The sequence below is a fragment of the Enterobacter sp. SCRI0065 genome, from assembly GCF_059766475.1.
On sequence record NZ_JCBAJB010000004.1, the window covers coordinates 104,164 to 127,562 of the forward strand.

Sequence of the window (23,399 nt, forward strand, 5' to 3'; positions counted from 1 at the left end):
CCCTTTTTACGCTGAAAAATCAATCGACTGCTTCGCCCTCTCTGTGTACGAGAGGGCCGAGGTGAGGGCAGATTTACTCCCCGAGCGTCGCCACCATGACCGCTTTAATCGTATGCATCCGGTTTTCTGCCTGGTCAAACACAATGCTCGCCGCGGACTCAAACACCTTATCCGTCACTTCCATTCCACCGTGCAGGCCGAATGCTTTCGCCATTTGCTTGCCGAGTGCGGTTTGATCGTCGTGGAACGCGGGCAGACAGTGCAGGAACTTCACGTCCGGATTGCCGGTCAGAGCCATCATCTGGCCGTTGACCTGATAATCGCGCAGCAGCGCAATACGCTCCTCCCATTTCTCCTTTGGCTCGCCCATCGACACCCACACGTCGGTATAGATGAAGTCCGCGCCTTTCACGCCCGCAGCGATATCTTCGGTCAGGGTAATTTTCCCGCCGTTCTGAAGCGCCAGCGCGCTACACTCTGCGACCAGACTCTCTTCCGGCCAGCAGGCTTTTGGTGCCACCAGACGCAGATCTAACCCGACCAGCGCCGCCGCTTCGAGCATGGAGTTGCCCATGTTATTACGCGCATCGCCTGCATAGACCAGCGTCATCTCTGTAAACGATTTGCCCGGCAGATGTTCCTGCATGGTCAGCAGATCCGCCAGCAGTTGAGTCGGGTGGAACTCGTTAGTCAGCCCGTTCCAGACCGGCACGCCTGCGTATTCCGCCAGCGTTTCGACCACTTCCTGACCGTGGCCACGATACTGAATGCCGTCGTACATGCGCCCGAGCACGCGCGCGGTGTCCTTAATTGACTCTTTATGCCCAATCTGGCTGCCGCTTGGCCCGAGATAAGTGACGCGAGCGCCCTGGTCAAATGCGGCAACTTCGAAAGAGCATCGTGTACGGGTCGAGTCTTTTTCGAAGATGAGCGCGATATTTTTGCCAGTAAGCGTTTGTACTTCCTTACCATTTTTCTTATCCGCTTTTAGTTTGGCGGCAAGGGACAGCAGAGCGTTGACTTGTGCAGGGGTAAAGTCGAGCAGTTTCAGGAAGTGTTTTTTATACAGTTCAGACATTTTATCCTCACATGGCAAAGGCCACTTATTGAATTAAAATTCACTTTATATGTATGAATATTCATTTGCAACCCTGTTTCATAAATCTTTCTTACATTAGGTGGAGGCAAACACATCCGTGTGTGAAAATAGAAGTATCTGCCGAACTTTAAAGAGGAACGAGCCATGGCAAACCCAGAACTGCTGGAAGAGCAACGCGAAGAGACGCGCCTGATCATTGAAGAGCTGCTGGATGACGGTAGCGATCCTGACGCGCTGTACACCATCGAGCACCATTTCTCTGCGGATGACTTTGAATCGCTGGAAAAGCTGGCGGTAGAAGCGTTCAAGATGGGTTACGAAGTGACCGAGCCGGAAGAGCTGGAAGTGGAAGAGGGCGAAACCGTCATCTGCTGCGACATCCTGAGCGAAGGCGCGCTGAAGGCTGAGCTTATCGACACGCAGGTTGAACAGCTGATGGACCTGGCCGAGAAGTTTGAAGTGGAATACGACGGCTGGGGCACCTATTTCGAAGATCCGAACGGTGAAGACGGCGACGACGAAGAAGATGAAGATATCGTCGACGAAGATGACGACGGCGTGCGTCACTAAGCGTTTCAGGCGGTGGCGCTTGCCACCGCTTTTTCAAGGCTGAAAAATGGACTACCCGCAGATACTCGCCCCTGTTCTTTCCTTCCTCCAGTGTCCGACCCCGCAAGCGTGGATTGATAAAGCCCGAGATCCGGCAAACCTGCCGCTATTGCTCACCGACCATATGGTGTGTGAGCTCAAGGCTGCACAGACCGCGCTGCTGCTGGTGCGTAAATACGTTGCCGATAAACGCGGTGCCGACGCGCTGCTCGAATGGCTAAAACCTTACGAATCTTTCACCTTCCGCGATGGCCCGGAACCTGATTTCGTCGCCCTGCACCGACAAATTGGCAAAAGCGTGATGCCAAAAACCGACGATCCGTGGGGCCAGGCGCTTATCGACAGCATGGTGCTGCTGATTAAAGAAGAGCTGCACCACTTTTGGCAGGTGCGCGAGGTGATGCTGACGCGCCAGATCCCGTACGTCAAAATCACTGCCAGCCGCTACGCCAAAGGCATGTTGAAAGAAGTGCGTACCCACGAACCGCTGACGCTTATCGACAAGCTGATTTGCGGCGCGTATATCGAAGCCCGCTCCTGCGAGCGTTTCGCCGCGCTGGCCCCGTTCCTCGACGATGATTTGCAGAAATTCTATCTCTCGCTGCTACGCTCGGAAGCGCGGCATTATCAGGACTATCTGACACTTGCCCAACAGGTGAGCGACAACGATATCTCTTCCCGTATACAGCTTTTTGGCGAAATTGAAGCCACACTTATCTCAACGCCGGATAACGAGTTTCGCTTTCATAGCGGCGTGCCGATGTAACCTGTGATTGCAAAAGGATGCGAGACGATGAAAAGAGCCTGGAAACCGATTGTTATTGTTGCCGTACTGGCCGCTGCCGTAGCGTGCTGGGTCTATTACGACAAACAAAGGATGCAGCAGACGCCTGAACATCACCTCGACACCACGCTCAACAGCATGCCGGCCTGGCAGGTGTTGAAAGAGCAAGACCCCGCATTTCAACAACGTATCCGCGCCCAGATCCTAGAAATGCAGAAAGAGGGTAATTCCGAACAGCAAATTATCGACGTGATCCAGCCGCAGATTTTGCATCTACAGATGTCGCGCCTGCAAACCGCGCCAGATGCGAACGTGGTGGATTATATGCGCGCCAACATGGAGCAGACCGCCGCCATCCAGAAGGTGAGTGACGACGCCTGTTTTCGCTTTCTGTATCCTGACGTAAGGGGCGGCATCAACCCGATGCGCGTGCTGGATAAGACGATGATGCAGCGCCGCATGCAGGCCGACGCCGACATGATGCGCGCCGCCTACGGCAACAACAAACACACCGTGACGGCGCAGGAGCGTGAGAATGCCGTCGCCGACGTGCGCCCAATTATGAAGGAGCTGGCCGCGAAGTACGGCGACGACATCCAGTTGCTACAGGCCCCCAACAAGGCAGCAGGCAAAGAGAAGGTGTCGTGCGATATGGTGCAGGCGATGTGGGCCAAGGTGCTGACGCTACCCGAACAACGCGCCGCCGGGGTAATTCGGCTCGCGGTTTCTGAGCTGGAATAGCCATAGCGCTGATTTTTTGGACACTTAGCACAGGTTTAGCGCGCTGCCCCTTGCAAGGCGGCGCGCGACAGGTATAATTCACAACGTTTTCCGCATACCCTTCAGTGCCGAAGTGGCGAAATCGGTAGACGCAGTTGATTCAAAATCAACCGTAGAAATACGTGCCGGTTCGAGTCCGGCCTTCGGCACCATCGGAACATCAATAGACGTCAACGGACGTCTTTTTTTGTGCCTGAAATCCAGTATTTATCTACCTTTCCCGCTATATTAACTCTCACAAGGTCAACCGACATCAACGTACATCTACCAACACATGTTGGTACAGATGATGGTATTTCCGGTTCGATAATGCTTGTACCAACAGGGAGGGGATAAGCATGGCGTTAACAGATATCAAAGTCAGAACAGCCAAGCCAACGGATAAGCAATACAAGCTGACTGATGGCAGTGGTATGCATCTTCTTGTCCACCCTAATGGTTCTAAGTACTGGCGTTTGCAGTACCGTTTTGACGGCAAGCAAAAGATGCTGGCACTGGGGGTTTATCCTGAAATCACACTGGCGGATGCCAGAGCACGTCGTGACGAAGCGCGTAAGCTGCTAGCGAATGGCGTCGATCCGGGAGACAAAAAGAAAAATGATAAGGTTGAACAGAGTAAAGCACGAACCTTCAAAGAGGTGGCGATCGAGTGGCATGGCACCAATAAAAAGTGGTCTGAAGATCACGCCCATCGTGTGCTAAAAAGCCTGGAAGATAATCTCTTCGCACCGATTGGTGAACGTAATATTACTGAGTTAAAAACTCGCGATTTATTAGCACCAATTAAGGCCGTGGAGATGTCTGGACGTCTTGAGGTTGCAGCCCGCCTCCAACAGCGTGCCACAGCTATCATGCGTTACGCAGTGCAGAGCGGGCTAATTGATTATAACCCCGCGCAGGAGATGGCAGGGGCGATTGCTTCTGGTAATAGGCAACATCGTCCAGCACTGGAGTTAAAGCGAATCCCAGAGTTACTACAGAAAATCGATGGCTATACTGGCAGACCACTCACCCGTTGGGCAACGGAGCTCACTCTGCTTATCTTTATTCGTTCCAGTGAGCTGCGTTTTGCTCGCTGGGCGGAGATCGATTTTGAAGCATCAATGTGGACGATCCCGCCTGAACGAGAACCTATTCCCGGCGTGAAACATTCTCACCGGGGATCAAAAATGCGCACCCCCCATCTGGTGCCGCTTTCAAAGCAGGCGCTGGCGATCCTGAAACAGATAAAACAGTTCTGTGGCGAACATGAGCTGATTTTTATTGGCGATCATGATCCGCGTAAGCCAATGAGTGAGAACACAGTAAACAGTGCGCTACGTGTGATGGGCTATGACACGAAAGTTGAGGTTTGCGGTCACGGTTTCCGTACTATGGCCTGTAGTTCATTGATTGAGTCAGGTCTATGGTCCAAGGATGCGGTCGAACGTCAGATGAGCCATATGGAACGTAATTCAGTGCGTGCGGCATATATTCATAAGGCGGAATTTATCGATGAACGTAAGCTGATGCTGCAATGGTGGGCTGATTTTCTGGATGCTAACCGGGAGAATGGGATTACGCCGTTTGACTATGCAAAGATCAATCGCGGTAGGGGCAATTGATGCGCTGGCGGTAAACCAGTTGTAGATTTATGTTCGCTATTAACCCAAGCCGTATGGCCCGAAATGCGTCAGTTTGGCAGGGCTTACCTGCTTGCCAGTTAACGGAGTTGAGTTGACAACACTGCTTGCCAGAGAGCTGAAGGGCCGGGGGCAAACATTGTCTTGACGCCAAGAATACTGATCTGGATAAAACTATGCTAGGAAGAACGGATAATCCGCTAGACAGCAACATTTAAAATAAATACAACATTAAAGTAATCGCTGCTGTTGTTCTCTGCGCAGCCCTAAAATCATCACCTTATCAAATAGGCCGATCATGACATTTAGGATGCATCTCGGCATTACTTAGGAAAGGAAGCCAGATGAAAATTGAATATATTGATATCCAGAACTACAGAAAGCTTAAAACTTGCAGAATTCGTCTTACTGGGGAAGAAACACTGCTCGTTGGGGCAAATAACAGCGGCAAGACGTCAGCAATGGATGCGCTTATTTTCTTTCTGGATCAACGAGGAAGAACGGCTGCGAGCATCGCATCGGGTAAATCTCCGTCTTCACGAAAATTAGGCGCAGCCGATTTCACCCTATCAAATTGGCATCAGCTTAATCAATTTGGTCAAGCATGGGCGAACGCCGAAGAGGTTGGCGAAAAAATCAGTGACTGGCAGCCCTTATGCCCAACGCTGGATGTCTGGTTAAAAGTCGAGAAAAATGAAGTCCATCGGGTACGGCACCTAATACCGACATTAAAATGGGATGGCGGACTGTTAGGCATCCGGATGATTTATCAACCCAAAGATCTTGATGCCCTAAAAGCAGACTTTATTGCCCACTTTAAGGCCGCTGAGCAGCTTAAAATCACGGCAGAAAAAAACGCCGAAAAAGCTCTAGGTGGTTCAGCATCTGAGCTCAGTGATTTCAAATTTTCAGTCTGGCCGGGATCATTGCGTGAATACCTTGAAAGAGAGGTATCTAAAGCTTTTGAGATAAAATCTTACATCCTAGATCCTGCAAAACTTATCACGGACCAAGGAAGTAAATTCCTGCCACAAGTTCTTGTCGAGGGGCAAATTCCACTGGATTTTTATCCTTTCAATGGACTGTTCAAAGTCGATATCATTGATGCTACCCGTGGATTTTCAGATCCCTATGTGGCAACCGGCTCTCAGCATGGTACCTCTAATCTGGCGAGCCAGATTAACCAGTACTACAACCGGCATTTAAACCCTACCGACCTTCCTTGTGACGAAGATTTAGATGCTCTCGAAGCCATCGCCTATGCTCAACACTCCTTTGATGGAAGACTCAACAAGGTGTTTAACAAACCCTTGAAAGAGATAGAGACGCTGGGGTATCCGGGGTTTAGCGATCCCCATATCAGATTATCGAGCAGGGTTAATCCGATCGATAATCTGGACCACGAAGCGGCCATTCTCTTTGAGATCCAGAAAACCAGCCACGCTGCAGGGGGGCCGCTGATGAGTCTGTCAGAGAAATATAACGGGCTTGGTTACAAAAATCTGATATCCATGGTCTTTACAATGATGAGCTTCAGGGATCAATGGATGCGCGTCGGTAAAGCCGGCCTAAGAAAGCCAGAGGAAGATGTCTTTGTTGAGCCTCTTCACCTCATTCTGATTGAAGAGCCGGAAGCTCACCTGCATGCCCAGGTTCAGCAGGTGTTTATCAAAAAAGCTTATTCGGTGCTACGCAATCATGACGATTTGCGGACATCCAAGAGGTTCTCGAGCCAACTGGTGGTCAGCACACATTCAAGCTACCTTGCACATGAAGTGGGATTCGAAAAGCTAAGGTACTTCAAACGTAAACCCGCTACAGGTCCGCATGACGTGCCGACTGCGGACGTTATTGATCTGTCCTGTACTTTTGGCAGCGGTAAAATCCGCTCGGATGATGTCTTACAAACGGCTCAGTTCGTGGCTCGCTATCTCAAAACCACACACTGCGATCTCTTTTTTGCGAACGGGATAATTCTAGTCGAGGGGGCGGCAGAACGTATCCTGATGCCGCATTTTATTCGTAATAATCCCAACGCTAATACAAGCCTGGACAACAGTTACATCTCGATTTTGGAGGTAGGAGGAGCCCATGCTCACCGGCTGAGGGCATTGATTGACATACTCGGAATTCCTACCCTTGTCATTACTGATACGGATGCTCAAAAACCTCCCCTTAAATTACCGGCAGATGACCAAAAAGGTAGCTCAGGTACTAAACCCAAAGCCATCAGGCCTGAATTTGGCAAGGGATACATTACTGGCAGCCATACCATCAAAATTTGGCTCGACGTTGAGGGGGGGCTGGATACGGTCCTTAGAATGCCGGAGCATGAGAAAATTCGCGGTAAGGTCAGGATTGCATTTCAATACGGTATTCCCATTAAATTCGGAAAAGAGGAGGAAGCCGAAGCTTTTCCGTACACATTTGAAGACGCTATTGCATTGACGAATCCCGAGTTATTCAAAAAAATAGAAAAACCTACCGGAATGATGAAGAAAATGCAGGATGCTCTTAAACTCGATACGCTTGAACAGTGCTGTGAAAAACTCTATTTAGCGCTCAAAGATGACAAAGCCGAGATGGCACTCGATTTACTGTACTGTGCTGACCCCGCTCAACTCGCCGCGCCTAAATATATCCAGGAGGGACTTGACTGGCTTAAAAAAGAGCTGGAAGTGGCGAGTAGAGACCTTACGCCGGAAGTGCCGAAAGTCACCTCTGTTTCGGAGGGGGAATAATCATGGAGACACCATCCGCGAACGAATCTGCAGTAGAACAGCTTTTCAGTTATCTTGATCTGGACAATCCTAGAAGTTTTCTGCTTTTTGCAGGTGCGGGATCTGGAAAAACCCGTACGCTGGTCAGCGTGCTAGAGAAAATGAAACAAAGGTATTCTTCGGAACTGTCTAGATCCGGAAAAAGAATAGGCATAATTACGTTTACAAATGCAGCCTGCGAGGAAGTACAACGACGGTTATTTTTTGATGCCAATTTCATGGTTTCAACCATACACAGTTTTTGCTGGGACTTGATCAACCCATTTACATCAGACATAAAGCTATGGCTTAAAAATGAACTCGAGAAGAGTATTGACCAACTCAACCGCGACATTGAAAAAAGCAGAAAACCTGATGGTATTACGGCGCAAAGGAACAGGCGGAGTTTAGCCAGCAAAACGAAACGGCTGCAACACCTCGATAAAATTCAAAAATTCAGCTATTCCCCTACAAGTAACAGGCATGAAAAAGGCGCGTTAAATCATAGTGAAGTGATAAATGTCACCGCATATCTCCTCCAGAATGAAGCGCTGCTCAGAGAGATTTTATTTAGCAGATTCCCAGTACTTTTGATTGATGAAAGCCAGGACACGAATAAATATCTTATTGAGTCGCTTATCATGACGCAGCAGGAGCATCCCACCAAATTCTGCATTGGGCTGTTCGGCGATATGATGCAGCAGATATTCAGTGGGGGAAAATCTGATTTGGCTTCTCCTTTGCCCCCAGGATGGGAATCACCGGAGTTAAAGATTAACCACCGCTCGCCGGTAAGAATTGTCAACTTGATCAATAATATCAGGCAATATAATGACACACATATTCAGGAACCGGGCCCTGACGCCCAGCCAGGAATCGCACGCTTGTTTGTGGTCGACATGAACACCCACAAGGAAAGAGCCGATATTGAGCGTCAGGTTGCTGAACATATGGCTGAGCAGGCGGCTGATATTGCATGGAATAACAAAAAATCAGTCATGGTACTGACGCTTGAGCACCATATGGCTGCCAGACGCGGTGAATTCGAAAACTTCTTTTTGCCCCTTCTAGAGGTTGAAAGATTGGGTGATGCAGCAATCAATGGGGATAGCCAAGAGATAACATTCCTATCCTCACAACTATGGCCGCTTATTGATGCAATACGCAGTGATGATGATTTTAAAATTGCTACCATCATGCGCAAGTACTCGCCTGTTTTTTCGAGTTCGCGCCTCGAATGTGCGGACGATCCACTAATGCTCTTCAGGGAAGCCCAATGCCAGATAGATAAGATAAAAGCGCTTCTTGGTGAGAACTTGGCTTTTCCCATTCTAGAAGTGTGCAAACTGATTCATGAAGAGGAATTACTGATCCTGCCTGAGGCTTTCCTGCTTCACCTGGAGCAGGTATCGCCTAAGGATGATGAATCCACGGAGGAAGTGGACGTCAATAAAGAGCATGACGCCTGGAGCCGATCTCTGAGTGCATCCACCCGTGAACTGGAAAATTACATTAGCTATATTTCATCCACATCTTCCTACGACACTCATCAGGGAGTGAAAGGACTGCAGTTTCCCCGAGTCATGGCTATTCTGGATGATGAAGAGGCCCGTGGATTCATGTTCAGTTACGATAAGCTACTGGGCGTCACACCGCTCTCTAAAACGGATCAGGAAAACGAAAGTGCAGGGGGGGACTCTTCGCCTAAAAGATCGCGCCGCCTTTTTTATGTTATCTGCAGCAGGGCACAGGCGAGCCTCGCTGTCGTCGCGTACACTAAAGCGCCCGATTTAGTTGAACGGACCGTAATTACGTCAGGTTGGTTCGTAAAGGAAGAAATTATGCATATGTGAACGGGGTCACGTATGGTGAAGGACGATGAGGATGGCCTCAGATGTATTAGCTCAAACTTGACCTGATCGTTTTCACCTGTAGCACACAATTAAATCTGACAGTCTGCTTCGATCTGCGGACATTACTCATAGCATTAGGTATAAACAACGGCGAGCGGATTACACTGTATAGTATCTAAAATTTTTAGTTTAGTCGCTGTTTTGATTTAAGGCTGGTTTTGTTGGGGTTTTATTTAATGAATAAAGACGAAATTGAAAATATATCTAATAGACCTGAGGTGATTTATAATATTCCGTTCTATAAAGATTTGCCTAACCTTCCTGTAAAAATTGATTTGGAGGGTATGGCTGGTGATTTTTTGAGTTATGATATAGCAGATTTATTCGGATTACAGCCGATTGAGAAAGATCACTTAGATACATATGGTGACATAATTACTATCAATCCATCAAAGGAGTCCCTTGAGCTTTATAAAAAAAGAGATGATTCCTTTCAAATGATATTTTTAGTAATTAATGCTTATGGCTTTAAAGAAATTGATGGGGTAATCCATTGCAAACCTTATAACATATCACTTTTCCCAGCAAGCAAAAGAGGCGAGTTGACATCACTTAAGTCGGATTCGATTGAGAAATTGGATCTTGAGATGGATGCTAAAGTGCCGAAGTTTTACTATGGATTTAACCCATTCAAGGGAGCGTTTGGATTGTATTTTTATAATCATGTCGACTACTCTGGAATTGAATCAGATATGATTGGTTTCGTAAATAGCATGTTTCTGTTGTCAGATAAATATAATTACCATAATGTCATACCTCCAATCATCAAATCCATTGATAATAATGCGCAAATAAAAGCTGATTACAAAAGATATAGAAAGGACAGATACTTCAAGAAATTTAAAAAAATAAAGCCAAGGAAAATATGGGGTTGTGATTCACCAATCGAACTTTTTTTACTTCAGGCAATGGACAGCCTAGGCTTAACACCTGAAATTCAGACGATAATTACTAAAGATGGACTCACGATCCCTAGCTTGCATAAATTGTGGGAAAACTCTCGCTCACGTAAACGCTTGAATGCCATAACAGATGCTGACTTCTATTTTCCTGAAAAAAAGTTGGCAGTTTTTTGTGATTCTAAAGAGCATCATTCGTCCAAGGAATCTACTGATAAAGACAGTAGTATTGATAAGTCCTTAGCAGAAATTGGTATTTTTAGCATAAGGATCTTTGGTAAGGATATTGTGGCAGATCCCATAACATGTGCGATGAGAGTCAGGGACCGTTTGAACGAGTTATAAGTTAAAAATAATTTTTTTGGGTTTGATTTGAATAATGCCGATGGGCCTGAATGTTCAGGCCTTTAATCAGGGATGCGACTGTCGCCGCTCATTCTGAATGTGAGATATTTTAACCGCAGCTATGAGCGAGGAACGGAAGTTGACTTAATTGTAATAGAGAACACGGAAGCTTTGATTGTGGATGTTCCGATTAAACTGGGCATCGACAACTTGATTACCAGTGCTGTTCTGAAATAAGTATATTCTCTTTATTCAGATATTCACATTAATTATTTTTTCACAACTATTCATTTATTTGACGAATTTTATTTCCAAAGTATCTCAACACCTTAGTTGTTCTACCGTTGATTACAGGTAACTCTTCATTATTTATCCAGCCAATAAGTTCCTGAATATTCGATTTACCAAAATGGTTTAACTTATATTCCCTATCGTAAATACAGTCAGCCATGCGCGATATAGTATCCCCTGTGCCGTATAGAAGATACGTCAGAGTATTTTTAACCTGTTTTTCACTATTGTACTCAATGAATGAAGATTTCAATGTTTCGAGGCCACCTTTGTAGAATCGGAATCGGTCATGGAATGAATGTAAAACACATAGGGCATCAACTATATTATCCATTGATGCTGCTTTTATTGACTCTTTTGAACCCAACACCCCTTTAATTAAAGGATAATTAACTGGCACAATTCGATCTTCAAAATGCTCCCATTTCGTTGTTAACCATTCATCAATAAGGATTTTAGTTCTATATTTTTGTTGTTCATCCCATCCAAGAGGCTGGTCTTTCCAAGTATCTTGGGTTGCATAAAAATCTCGAACAAAGCTGAAAAATGAGTCAATTTCTAGTCGTAATGGAATTAAATCTCCATCTACTTTTCTTTCATGGTTATTATACACATTTTCAATACGGCGAAAGGCCGTTACAGCTTCTTGATAAGATTTCTGGTAAGTGCCCAAAAATATAGATTTATTAGTGGTTTTCTTGCTGCCACGGCTGATATTTGAGAAATTCACATCACCTATTATATCGGTAATAGTATTTTCCATTTCTGACAAAGATCTGTTTACCTGTGAGAATTTACTATAAATGCTGCGATATTTTTTTATAGCATCTTTTGTTAGAACTTCTGCTTCATCCCAATATTCAGCAAAAAGCTCTTGAAGATCAGCGAATCGGTGATCTTCAGCGTCAAGTCCTACCATAACCTCTTGGTTAGATAAAGTGGCAGATCGAGTTAGGTTAGCGGATCCCAATAAGATTGTTTTATCGCCAAAAATGTATAGCTTTGGGTGAAAAGAATTACTTGTGAAGAATCTAGCTTCTACGTTATCGTGATTTAGAAGTTTCTCAAGTGCCACAGGTGAGGTTGGAAAACCAAGGCGAACAATGATTCTCAAATGACACCCTCTAGCAAGGAATTCATCAATAATATCAGATTCTGTAAAAAATGCTGATGCAATAAAAAGATCCATACCATCTTCAATATGGTTGATGATACCGTGTTTAATGAAGTCATTCTTTGAAACTCGATTAGTATACAAATCCATCAGTATTATCCTGTAGATGTTCTGGCAAACCGGACCATGCACTTTTAGATATCTTGAGCTGCTTCTCATATTAAGATAACACAATATCAGCAACTTCTGCTCTCGGCACAAAGCGGACTGCCAATTGGGTCCGACTCTGTGCTATCGCTGTGTCAGGTCAAATATGAGCTAATGTATCTCAAAATCATTCTTATACACTTTATCATGTATTTAATCCGCTCGTATCACCGTATCTTAACTCGAATTGTTATGGTGGTGCTGACCCATTTGAGGCCTGTATTTTCCTCGACAGCGATCATATTAGGGGGTGGGGAGCCCCGTCATATGGGGTGAGCGGATATGTAGATGCAGGCTGAATGGTATCCTTCCATAATCCTAATTAATTGGATTATGTGATTGAATTTTATGAAAAATTATTTGGTGAGGAAGGAGAGCCGAGGATAGTATTTTATAAGAATGGCCTTTTATAAGTAAAAGGCCATTTCCGTTCTTGATAATCAATAGATTACTGATAATAATCCGCAAGATTGCTGCTAAATAATGATTCTGCATTTTCAGCCGCAGCTACAGCATCCTGAACATCCTGCCGTTTCAAATCCAAAACCCGCAATTTACCCTTCACTTCGGCGACGGATTCGATTCGTCTGAAAGCATCGGAATGATGTTTGGCATACAACGCCAGCCCTTTTAGTTTGGGTAAAGCATCAGCCAGATGTAGGCCATGTGGATCTACTAGATCCACAACCACTTCGCTATTCTGTTCGGCAAAGAACAGGAAATCGGGACGAACAATTTTGTATTGTTCGGTTTCAACATAGGCGATGCCTAGTGACGACTGCCCTGTGTATTGTGGATTACGATACCAGAAAGCAAATCCTTCACGCTTGGTTTCGGTCTCGAAAACCGTGGTTTCCCAATGGTTCAACTGAGCAGGATAGTTCCCGCTTTCATCACACAACAGATGGTGCTTCCAGGTTGGAAGAGCAGTTTCCTTCTCTCCTTCACGAGCCCGGGTCATTTCAAACTTGTTTTCTGGCCTAACTAAATCTACGTCCTGCGGTTCGGTACTCATTTCGACGATTTGACGATAGGCCTCTTTACGCTCATCTTTCAATGATTTGATCTGCGGTGTGTACTCGGCCAGCCATGCCTTCGCCAGTTTATCCGCCTCGCCATCGAAGTAATCCTGCACCTCCACCACTAGACCTAGGCCAGCAACGGTTACACGAGCTTCCATGATCGCTTCCAGGTACTCCTCTGCATCCTCTTCTCGATCCGCGACCTTATCGGCCAGATATTCCACATAGGTACGTGAAACATCCGGGCTGAAGATTCGGGCTGCACGCCGGTAGGCGTCATCAATCACCGCTACGTCCGCCTCCTCCCAGAATTCATTGAAGGTCATTGCTTTGTTCTTCAGGCTGGCAACCACCGCCTTACCATCTACAACGAGCACTGCATTGCGCTTGTTTTTGATTTTTTCAGCATTTTCTGCCTGGAACTTGTCCAGGACAGCGTGCAAAGCAGCATGGACTTTCCTGACTGCCCCATCAAGAATGCCGTCATCAACCAGTTCCTGTGCCAGCGCGGTCAGACGTCTGGCGGGTCTGGCTCCTTTCTGTGGTCGGGTTTGCGAAGGTAGCACTTCAAATGCTTCCCATACGGCAGCTGAAGCCGCCGGGTTAGGTTTCATCTCCACAGGGTTAACTAGGATGCGTCCGCTCGGAGGAGATGTATCATCGCCCTTAAACAAGGTATTGACGACATCTCTCACGGTATTAGTATTAAACTTGGGCAGCAGGCATTCTACTGAGTTTAAGCGCTCATTACCCGGAATACGTCTTGCCAGTGGAGTACGCACCATACGCCCCAACAATTGCGTAATATGCGTCCTGTCGCTGGCAGCGCGGAAGGAGACCATCACTTCGGCACGCGGGCAATCCCAGCCAGTGCTGATAGCATCTTTAGCAATCAGTACACGCACCCAAGTTGATTCCTGCACCCGCTGCGGTTCAATATAAGGTACTTGGTGTTGGCCGAAACGCTGCGTGGTATGTTCACCGAAAACATGAGCAACACTGTCAATGGGCAATTCGGGGTAACGAGAGAATAGCGTATCCAGCCAACGCCCCACTTCGTTCGGGTCAGGCGTATTGGGTACCTGGAATACCATCAGCGGCACTACTTCGCGCACAGTTTCCTGCTGTTTTGCATACTCTGCCCATGCATCGGTCACTTCCCTGAGTCTGTCGGCAGCACGGCGTACCCACACGGTATCAAAGTCACCGGCTTCATCTGGTACACCAAGAATGATATCGTCCTTGATAAGTCCCGATTCCTGCACTTTAGCCGAGTCAACCATCACATTCGGCAGTTTGACATGATGACCAGCATTCGCAATGGCTTTGTCGAAACGTTCAACTGTGGCGGAAATACCCCACACTACTGGAATACCCTTAACTCCAGCCGAACCATTGATGAGCCGTTGTACAATGGTACTTTTAGCTGCTTCGCTGGAAGTCGTAGACGAACCCATCCCCCTGTGCGCTTCGTCCAGTACCAAATAAAGTGTCAGATCCGGGTCTTCGATGGTGTTCTGGATGGTATCCCACAGCGTATAAGCCTGTGCATCAGGGGCTGCTTCGAAAAGCCCGCCCTTATCATCAAACCCGCGCACCAGCAGGCTTTTTTTGCCAAACTTCTGCGTGTTAAGGAAATAGATTTTTCCAGCCTGAAATTTGCGCCGACTGAAAGGATGTTCAACCACCACCATATCGTTGTAGTTGATACGGTCACTGGCTTCCATCAAGCGAAAGCGAGTTTGCTCGTTCAGTGCAGGATCGTCACTGAACCAGATCACTACCGCGCCAGGATCGGCATCGAAATTAAATTCGTCGTCACCATGAAACAATGCTTCAAACGCAGCGGCAGCCATGACGGTCTTACCCGCACCGGTCACTGCCGTTAAAGAGAAGGCACTCTTGTCATTTTCGTTATGCCAGTAACGGCGAGCTTTTCTGAGATTCACCAGCGAATCACGTACCGCATCGCGCTGGTAGTCCTTGAGAGTGAACTTCATTCTGTTAATTCCCCACTGGTGAAGCTGAAATTGGTCAGGTACGATTCGTACAAACGTACCGGCTCAACACCTTTTGGCAGACGCCTGGTGACAGCCTGGAAGTGGCGGTCATCGTCAGTGACGATAAAGGCTACCCGTACGTCACTAGCATGGCTAATGGCTTCAATGAAAGGTGTGGCCTGATCCACAGCCGACAGCAGGCCATAAGCATCAGCTACTACCCATCCTTCAGCAGGCAGTTTTTCAATACGATTGCCGCGCGCGCCCGCGCGTAGCCACAGCAACGGCGCAATGCGTGCATAGGCCAGGTTATGGCTAACCGACTTCTCAGCTTCGTAGGTCAGGGTGAAGAACTCAGCGTTTTCCTCGAACCCTTCAGACATTGGGAACTCGTCGATAAACTTATAGTCGCCATCAATCGGTTCTCCTTCAGGTGTCTTGCCTGTTATAGCGGCCTGTACACGCGGCTTTGTGATGTAATCACAGATCCCCCATTTTTCCCATTCGTGGTCCCCGGGGCGTAAACCCTGTTCACGCAACTGTTTTTGTTCGCTGGCAGCGACTTCATTGTTCGTGACGGAGATGCACTGGCGGCGACCACCATCCTGTTTGTTCAGACGCATTACTGCATGGGCGGTTGTTCCTGAGCCACTGAAGAAATCTACTACTACAGCATTTTTTTTTGCTGAAATAAAAAAACGGAGTGCATCTTCAACAGCATACAATGATTTTGGGAAAGGAAATCGACGATCAGGCAACAGAGCTTTCAGCAGGTTTGTTCCACCTGTTTCTGCATTGTGAGAGATTCTCATCCAAGTAGACGTTGGCGTCTTCAACTTATCCGCAATGTATTCCGCTTTAACACTTCCATCTGAATTTTGCCCAACAATAGTCGCACGCCCGCCCTCTATATCATCTATTTTGCCAGATGTCAGATATGATATTTCCCATTTTTGTGGCTTATTAGGCGTGCTGCGACCAACGCGTACATAGCCTTTAGCGTGGATTGCCTTAAGAGCTGAAGAGGTTAATCCCCAGTTCATTTCAAGTCCTGAGTCGCGTATTGGAAATACTGCAACACAATTTTCACGTTCTGGGACTGTATTACGTGGAATTCCATGCGGTAGTGGTGTACCTATTTCTTCAATTTCTCCATTGCTGTTTACGTAGATCGGATAAAATTGAGCCGTACCGCCTTTTGGCTTACCTCGTGCCGACGCAGCGTCACTTCGTCTCAGGGTCCTCCATGGAACTTGGCTGCCTCCGGCAAAGTCCGGATCTAACTCTTGTCCAACTGTTGCGTTTCCAAACAGAACAAAAAAGACATATTCGTCCGACCGGGCAAACCTTCCTGGGCGATGACGACCACGGGGATTTACCACAGACGTTATCATCTCAATACTAGCCTCTGGGAACACTTGTTCGAGTAATAGCCCAAGTCGTAAATATTCTTTCTCATCAATTGTGATGATGAGAACTGAGTCGGCAGGATTTAGTAACTCTTTAGCTACCAACAAGCGGCGTTCCATAAAGGCCAACCATTTACTGTGGCGATATAAATCGTCCTTCTCAACGTAATCGTTATTGTATTTCCAGTCTTTCGCCCCCGAGTTATACGGGGGATCGATATAAATGGCATCCACCTTGCCTCTATGCGTGTAGGTCAACGCTTTCAGCACATGATAGTTTTCGCCATTGATGACCGAGTGAAAAGGCTTATCACCACCGCGCTGTACTTTTCCCGTACTGACCAGACCTGGCCAGATGGTGTCACGAAATTCGGCTATAACAACAAGATCGTTCAGCGCTACAGTCTGAGTCTCGACATCAGCAGCATCCAGCAACTCGAGATCAGCGGTCTTTTTAGCCTTGTTGATGGCTTTCACCTGCCATAGCCGCTGATCGCCTTTCTTAGGGGAGCCACGCTCCGGTAGAACGCGAACCTTGTCTCCCTTGCGAATAGGCCGCAATGGCAACTCAACAACTTCAGGGCTATGTCGTTCGAAATTAAGACCAAAGGGAAGTCGTGAAGATAGGATCTTGATTTCTCGATCCAGATCAGCGCCCAACTGTGGGTCTTTGGCCTTCGCTTTAGCTATTAAATCAGTCAGCCTGGACATATTTTCCTTTTTTCTTATCGATTCTAAGCATTGCAGGTTCTAAACGTTTGGCTCGTAGGAGCTCCCAATACGTTGATTCATCGACTGAATCAGAACGCTGAAAAATTAGCGGTAATATTAACACTAATCAACGACTTCATCGATCCTAAAACCGAGTCTCACAGGTTAATACCAGCATGTCTGTAGCCCAGTTCTCGTTATCTAAGTGACATCAGACAATCGAAATAATTTCAAACATATATCCCCCCATTGAGCACGGCCACCCATACGGCGAACCTACTGGCTCTCCCTTGTTTTTTCATTTTCTGAGTGGGTAAAACTATTTAATAAACAATAAAATATTAACACCATCAGTAGTGAAGTGGCCGCTTAGCCCACACTATGCTCATGTTAAAATCATGGTTGCTCATGTGACAGACTAAGTGGAGCTGTTGTTTGGCATCTTCCCAACAAGCAGGTCAATTCAGGTGTAATTATTCTGCCAGCAGGGTTCCTCAATGCTGTAAATACCGGTCCCGCAGGCAGTGCAGCGTTTTTCCCCGCTATAATGGTTAGCGCACCAGACGCAGTACCAGTCCAGCGACATTACCGGGGAATCCAAGGTGTTGAAAAGACTCCGTAATGTTCTGCTGCGTATCTCCGCTTTCACTGCCGGGTCAATATGCGCACAGCTCATCAACGTACTGGAAGCTACTGTCCTCTGGTCATGTTCGAACCAGGGAGAGTCAGCGTGAGTGCCGGTATGGAAGATGAGTCGGCAACCACAGGATACGCAGCTCCATATCTGTTCCGGCATGTTTGCCGCTTCACTGGTCGTCACAAAATGCCCACGGTGGTCGCTGGCGAGGTAGCATTTCAGCATACGAATTTCGGCGTTCTGATTCTCACTGGTAACGGTCTTAAAATTCATCGGACTGACTCCTTACCGCCAAACGACAAGCAGACAGGTACCGTCCCGGAACGAGATGGCTGTCTGTGTGGAGGATGGCGGGTTACAGGTTGATTATGGATGACTGGAACTGATGGTTCAGGGGTTTCGGCTGCAAATGGGGCAGGGTTTCTCGCCACAATAGCGCCGTTTGCAACGTTCGCACTGCCAGCGGAGCTGTATGCAGTTAGCTACTTTACGGGAATGACATTTCCCGGTGGACGAGGGTTTTATATTAAGGCTCCCCGCGAGTCTGCAATACGCTGTTGCATCCAGCTTTCTACTTCGCTTTTATACCAACGGGAACTCCGTCCCAGCTTGATGGGTTTCGGGAATTCGCCATCCTGAATAAGCTTGTAGAACCACTTGTCGGTCATACCGGTGTATGCGGTGATGTATACCATGTCGATAAGTGGGTCTTCTGCGCAAAGAATGGTGTTAATGGCTGTAGTCATGGAATCTCTCCCTCTGAAAAGGAATGATGGGAGGAGTCCGGCGTGGTTGAGTTCTATTGCACGCCAGCACTCCTTCAGAGGATAGGGATTGCCAGTAAAAAAATACGTGTTACAGCTAGAACGACGTTGTAGCCAGCCTACCTCTGACTGGCACCCATGGAACGTGTATCAGCGGAGTAATGTTTTGTCCGCTCTTTTGCCAAGTAGCTTGCACGGAAGAGCAGGTCTTCGTACTGCTGATAAAATACAGGTTTGTCACGCTCAAGAATGTAAGAGCCACTTTCCGGGAAATGGACCAGGCGGCTGTATTCGGGATAATCGGTTAACCCCAGAGCGCTCAGCCAGGCTTCTTGTATCATGTTCCACAGGCTGCTGTATCCCGCCGATCCCAGAGACCGGAATAAGTCTTTATTGAAGAACAATAGCGCGTGGTAGTGACTGTGCAGAGCGGTTTCAGTTTCCCTGACCCAGAAATAACGTAACTTGCAAGAATAATCCCGCAGGCCTCTCAAACAACGTTGTTGGCGATATTGGTCGATCTTTGCTATCAGGGAGCGAGTAAAGCGCGCCATGACGTTAGATGAAATATTAGGGTGACAGCAGATACTGTCGTCTGCTGCCCATTCAGGGGAAAAGTGTAAATCTACCCTCAGGGCAAAGGTTCGTGGATACTCAGCTATGGCACAAGCCATGACGTTCTCCAGCCGTTCTAAATAGCGTAAATTAAACGGGGAATGACGATGGTCCAGTAATGCTTTATTAAACATAGCGGAACTCCTGGTATTATTTGGCAATAGGTGGGCTATCAAAGAAAGCGAATGGTAATGTTCACAGGCAGTCAGCGGAGGACGCTTGCGCATAGTACATACAAACGGCGAATCAGGTATTTAATTACATTGTTTGTGGCTTGGTTTTTATTGGGGTTTTAGGTGTCGAGAGATATAATCATGACTACAATGAGGAAACATTTAACATACCCGGTGATATCATTCAGCTGGCAATAAAGAGAGATGATGAACAGTAATTCGCATCAACTGTCAGGTATATTGGAGTATGCTTATTGGAAAGGGTGTAATGAAGTTTAATGCTGTGAGAAGTTATATTGTAAATAGATTATAATTGAATGTGTATTAGTCACTGTAATTTAATCTTACCTAATAGTCTTAATGATGCATGCTTTAATCAGAAAAGATATATATTACTATTACCAACACAAGAAGCTAAACTCTCAAAGGTAAAAACAGGTCTTACACGATAGTTTTTGTATTTTTAACAGAACAGCATCACTCTCAAGTTAGTCAGTCTGCTATACAGCATTTTTTGTCACTTCAGAACAGTTATCTATCGAGTTTCACTGGGAGTGCTTACGACCTGTCTAAGACGATGACAAGTTCATGGCGGGAGTAACAACTGAGGGCGGTTTCGCGTTAATTCCCTGGTATTCTTGTCGCATATCTGTTTGTCAGTCTGGTAAAAAATAACATATCAAATTCCACGCCTGCCATGGAATAATCGTTGTCCTTTCTGCCCGGGTCCTCAATGAGCCGGTATAACAAACCACCCTGCATCTCTGCCCTAAATACCAGACCGGGGCCTCCAGCGCCATCCTTTTTATCCGGTACCTTACCATGCAGAATCCGAAACTGCCTGCGAGCATGAACAATCCCCACCATGCACAGCAGATAAGCTGCATAAACCCAGTATGCAGCTATAGTACATTTCACTCCTTATTCTCAATGATTATTTCTACAAGTCATGCCTTTTTTTTACCACAACAAATGTTACTTTATTGCATGGCTATGTTATAAGGTCATAGTGACTTATGGTCCTGTTGCCCGTTGAAAAGGAAACCAGATGAAGGCTTACAACATGATGGACGATTTCAGGTTCCTCTACCCCAGGAAATCTGACATGCATAAGAACATAAGGCGAGACAGAGGACATCTGAACATGTTGGTAAATACTTGGTGTCTTTTTTATAATGACAGCGTTAGAGAAAAAGCCATAGATCTCATTACTGAATTAAATTATTACTATGAGGGGATTACTGATGGCGAGATCATGTTCTCTGATGAATGCTCTCCTGAATATAAAGAACAAATCATTGCAGTAACAAGGCAGTGTATCTATAAAAAAATGTCGGCATACCGAAGACTGAGAGACTATCATCACGAAGTGCTAAGATCTCATCCCAAAGCAGGGTATGTTTGCTTTTCTCTGGATATTGATAAAAACACACACAACTACATGACGACCGATGTCCATAATAACCTCATTAAGGATTTGGTAAAGAAATTCACTAATAACTTTAAATCCCTGACATTGTATTCACACGTAGCAGCATATTTCTGGGTTCTCCTTCGACGCCGTGATGGATACCCCTATCTTCATTTCACCCTCTACTTCAAAGAAAAAGATTTCAACCATGTGGTTGGATTATCGATAAACAAAACATGGTTGAATGTTCTGGAAAAACAAGGTCTCAAAGGAAGTATTCGTTACTTTATAATAACAGAAGATTTTATTGGTCCTCGTTTATCAAAAGGAGGTGTTGCCGGAGACAGGTGCCTCTATGAGGTCAGCCCATACCACGATGACGAAAAAAATGAGTTGTTCATTTATAATGACTATAATGGAGCGGATATACTCCAGGAGATGTCCTCCGATATAAATAAAATTAATAACAAAATGTTTGAGTTACACCTGTACACACTGTCAAAGCTGACTTTTGTTTTTCCTGGAAAAAACAAAAGTCAGGGGTTCTCGAAAATAAAGAAATAAGCCAGATTTTGATTCATCACCCGAAGAGTATGCTGGCGCATATTCAGCCCTGCAGTTCACATTACAGGTAGCATTCCACCAGCTATCGTCTGTTGATACACATAGTAACGTGTGATGCCCACCATAAACAAAAACCTACATAATCTGTCTCCTCCTGCTTTTCAGTAAATTTTGAGATACATACCATCCTCCTGAAGCGAAGCTCGACTGTCGATAAACCCTGTGGGGCTTTTCGATAAATATCTTTGTTTAACTACGATCGATTTTGTCGATCAGACCGATCGAATTTCATTGTTACCACCTTCACCTATGTGGCTATAAAATCCCAATGGGATACTTATGGCTGTTAATGTTCTATTTAAAATCAGATAGATATCTCCTTTCTGGTAGGGGATTCTACAACCAAAGGAGTTTTAATAATGAAAAGAAAAATGATGCACACTTTTCTGCTGGCCTGTTCACTGATACCCGTACTGGCACAGGCCTTCGGTAATCATGAGACATGGAGCAAGGGCTGGGCCCAGGGAGTATCAGAGTTTGTTATCAACGGGGAAGGTCAGTCGCAATTGTCTCTTACCTGCGAGGATTACGGCTCGCAACCGACCACGATCATATTCACTGATGCCAGTGGGCATCAGGTCAGTATGGACGGGGATAAAAACCTTCAGCTCAGCATTGACGATGGAGTACCCATTGATATCAGCGAATCTGAGAGTCGGGTGGGCGGTAACAACCTGGCGCAGGCCTGGGCTCAGTTACGTAATGGCAAACAGGTCTCAGTGACAGGAGACGGTGTTAAGTCTGCCATTTTCACGCTAGCCGGGGCGGCTAAGGTACTACCGGCATTCGGGACACACGGTTGCGTGGGTAAAGATGCACTCTAGCCTGCATCTGAGTTTGACGCCTGTTGATTACGTTATTTTAAAAAGGAACAGATTATGAAATTTAAACACATGCTGGTGCCCGCACTGCTTGCACTCTCAGCTCATACGCTGGCAGAGCCAGCGCCGACCATCAAAGTGGAGACTAGTAATCAGGTTCATCCTGCCGGAACACGCTATGTCACGGTCGTGGTCACCTCGCTGGATGATAGTATCAAAGTTGAAAAGATAGATGTGAACCGGGGTAACTGTCGTATTGATAACCAGAAGTACCTATATTCCAGCAATAAGGAAACTATTCTGCCCGCCTCCTTGCGCTACGGGGAGTCCGTCAAAGTAAATTTTTATAATAACTGCGTTGCTTCAGAAGTCGTCGTCACTACTGACAAGGGGGGATGGCGTTACACCTACCACTGAGCCACTTTCCTGTATCAGTTTCCTCAAATAAATCTTCACTCCACCAGAGGGCTGCCGCCAGGCAGTCCGGAGCAAACCCTATGATCTTTCTGAAAATGCTGGTGACGGCCCTGAGCCAAGCACTGACCTGGTGCGGCGGGCATCAGGCCCGGCAGTTTATTGAAATTCGCCTGCGTCAGGCAGGCTACGATGACAACAGTATTGATACAGCCCGGGAAGCGGTCACGTTGCTGGTCACTGCACTTATCACCGCCCTGATGGCGCAGATACTGAAGATTCTGGATACGCTGTAGTCCTGCCCGCCATAGCCCTCCCACAGTGAACAACATATCTGCCCCTGCCTCCTCACGGAGCAGGGGCTTTTGCTTTTATG

19 protein-coding genes and 1 tRNA gene are annotated in these 23,399 nt (G+C 46.6%); 12 read left to right on the top strand and 8 right to left on the bottom strand.

Annotated features, from left to right (window positions below):
- Positions 1 to 73: 73 nt before the first annotated feature.
- Positions 74 to 1,078 (bottom strand): ornithine carbamoyltransferase, encoded by a 1,005-nt coding sequence (gene argF, locus AC6EMZ_RS12980; protein ID WP_498402940.1) that lies wholly within the window; start codon positions 1,076 to 1,078, stop codon positions 74 to 76.
- The gene (gene argL, locus AC6EMZ_RS12985) at positions 1,048 to 1,344 is read right to left on the bottom strand and encodes a putative translational regulatory protein ArgL (protein WP_498402941.1); all 297 of its coding nucleotides are present in this window, start codon (positions 1,342 to 1,344) and stop codon (positions 1,048 to 1,050) included. Before argL ends, argF begins: the two co-directional genes overlap by 31 nt.
- On the opposite strand from argL, the gene rraB reads away from it, so the two are divergent.
- From rraB to AC6EMZ_RS13025, 8 genes are all read left to right on the top strand, one after another.
- The gene (rraB, locus tag AC6EMZ_RS12990) at positions 1,244 to 1,669 is read left to right on the top strand and encodes a ribonuclease E inhibitor RraB (RefSeq protein WP_498402942.1); all 426 of its coding nucleotides are present in this window, start codon (positions 1,244 to 1,246) and stop codon (positions 1,667 to 1,669) included. The two genes, argL and rraB, sit on opposite strands and share 101 nt — an antisense overlap.
- 46 nt (positions 1,670 to 1,715) lie before the next feature.
- Positions 1,716 to 2,474 carry a tRNA isopentenyl-2-thiomethyl-A-37 hydroxylase MiaE gene (gene miaE / locus AC6EMZ_RS12995; protein ID WP_498402943.1) on the top strand — a complete coding sequence of 253 codons (759 nt, stop codon included), beginning with the start codon at positions 1,716 to 1,718 and terminating at the stop codon, positions 2,472 to 2,474.
- A 27-nt stretch (positions 2,475 to 2,501) separates the two neighbouring features.
- Positions 2,502 to 3,233, top strand: a complete 732-nt coding sequence (locus AC6EMZ_RS13000) for a topoisomerase II (RefSeq protein WP_498402944.1) — start codon at positions 2,502 to 2,504, stop codon at positions 3,231 to 3,233.
- A 106-nt stretch (positions 3,234 to 3,339) separates the two neighbouring features.
- Positions 3,340 to 3,424 (top strand) — tRNA-Leu (locus AC6EMZ_RS13005).
- A 186-nt stretch (positions 3,425 to 3,610) separates the two neighbouring features.
- Positions 3,611 to 4,876 (top strand): tyrosine-type recombinase/integrase, encoded by a 1,266-nt coding sequence (locus tag AC6EMZ_RS13010; protein ID WP_200111515.1) that lies wholly within the window; start codon positions 3,611 to 3,613, stop codon positions 4,874 to 4,876.
- Between the two features lie 362 nt (positions 4,877 to 5,238).
- Entirely contained in the window at positions 5,239 to 7,635 is a 2,397-nt protein-coding gene (locus AC6EMZ_RS13015) for an AAA family ATPase (protein WP_148850085.1), read from the top strand.
- 2 nt (positions 7,636 to 7,637) lie between these two features.
- Positions 7,638 to 9,506, top strand: coding sequence for a UvrD-helicase domain-containing protein (locus AC6EMZ_RS13020; protein WP_148850084.1), 1,869 nt, complete (start codon positions 7,638 to 7,640; stop codon positions 9,504 to 9,506).
- 236 nt (positions 9,507 to 9,742) lie between these two features.
- Positions 9,743 to 10,810, top strand: a complete 1,068-nt coding sequence (locus AC6EMZ_RS13025; RefSeq protein WP_148850083.1) for a putative endonuclease domain-containing protein — start codon at positions 9,743 to 9,745, stop codon at positions 10,808 to 10,810.
- Between the two features lie 283 nt (positions 10,811 to 11,093).
- On the opposite strand, the gene AC6EMZ_RS13030 is transcribed toward AC6EMZ_RS13025, so the two are convergent.
- From AC6EMZ_RS13030 to AC6EMZ_RS13055, 6 genes are all read right to left on the bottom strand, one after another.
- A complete protein-coding gene (locus tag AC6EMZ_RS13030) occupies positions 11,094 to 12,365 on the bottom strand; it encodes a phospholipase D family protein (RefSeq protein ID WP_228728730.1) in 1,272 nt (423 codons plus the stop codon).
- Positions 12,366 to 12,870: 505 nt separating this feature from the next.
- Positions 12,871 to 15,444, bottom strand: coding sequence for a DEAD/DEAH box helicase (locus AC6EMZ_RS13035; RefSeq protein WP_148850082.1), 2,574 nt, complete (start codon positions 15,442 to 15,444; stop codon positions 12,871 to 12,873).
- Positions 15,441 to 17,564 carry a site-specific DNA-methyltransferase gene (locus tag AC6EMZ_RS13040; protein WP_148850081.1) on the bottom strand — a complete coding sequence of 708 codons (2,124 nt, stop codon included), beginning with the start codon at positions 17,562 to 17,564 and terminating at the stop codon, positions 15,441 to 15,443. The genes AC6EMZ_RS13035 and AC6EMZ_RS13040 overlap by 4 nt, the downstream gene beginning before the upstream one ends.
- Before the next feature lie 463 nt (positions 17,565 to 18,027).
- Entirely contained in the window at positions 18,028 to 18,474 is a 447-nt protein-coding gene (locus AC6EMZ_RS13045; RefSeq protein ID WP_148850080.1) for a putative zinc ribbon protein, read from the bottom strand.
- A gap of 248 nt (positions 18,475 to 18,722) precedes the next feature.
- Positions 18,723 to 18,947, bottom strand: coding sequence for a helix-turn-helix transcriptional regulator (locus AC6EMZ_RS13050; RefSeq protein WP_148850079.1), 225 nt, complete (start codon positions 18,945 to 18,947; stop codon positions 18,723 to 18,725).
- A 137-nt stretch (positions 18,948 to 19,084) separates the two neighbouring features.
- On the bottom strand, positions 19,085 to 19,714 hold the full coding sequence (locus AC6EMZ_RS13055) for an inovirus Gp2 family protein (RefSeq protein WP_148850078.1): 630 nt from the start codon (positions 19,712 to 19,714) through the stop codon (positions 19,085 to 19,087).
- A gap of 1,087 nt (positions 19,715 to 20,801) precedes the next feature.
- On the opposite strand from AC6EMZ_RS13055, the gene AC6EMZ_RS13060 reads away from it, so the two are divergent.
- The 4 genes from AC6EMZ_RS13060 (at position 20,802) to AC6EMZ_RS13075 (ending at position 23,319) form a co-directional block, all read left to right on the top strand.
- The gene (locus AC6EMZ_RS13060; RefSeq protein ID WP_148850077.1) at positions 20,802 to 21,728 is read left to right on the top strand and encodes a hypothetical protein; all 927 of its coding nucleotides are present in this window, start codon (positions 20,802 to 20,804) and stop codon (positions 21,726 to 21,728) included.
- 419 nt (positions 21,729 to 22,147) lie between these two features.
- Positions 22,148 to 22,612, top strand: a complete 465-nt coding sequence (locus tag AC6EMZ_RS13065; RefSeq protein WP_111965513.1) for a YfjT/YkfB family phage-associated protein — start codon at positions 22,148 to 22,150, stop codon at positions 22,610 to 22,612.
- A 54-nt stretch (positions 22,613 to 22,666) separates the two neighbouring features.
- Positions 22,667 to 23,026 carry a hypothetical protein gene (locus AC6EMZ_RS13070; protein WP_010434179.1) on the top strand — a complete coding sequence of 120 codons (360 nt, stop codon included), beginning with the start codon at positions 22,667 to 22,669 and terminating at the stop codon, positions 23,024 to 23,026.
- Positions 23,027 to 23,106: 80 nt separating this feature from the next.
- Positions 23,107 to 23,319 carry a hypothetical protein gene (locus AC6EMZ_RS13075; RefSeq protein WP_045892087.1) on the top strand — a complete coding sequence of 71 codons (213 nt, stop codon included), beginning with the start codon at positions 23,107 to 23,109 and terminating at the stop codon, positions 23,317 to 23,319.
- Positions 23,320 to 23,399 lie beyond the last annotated feature (80 nt).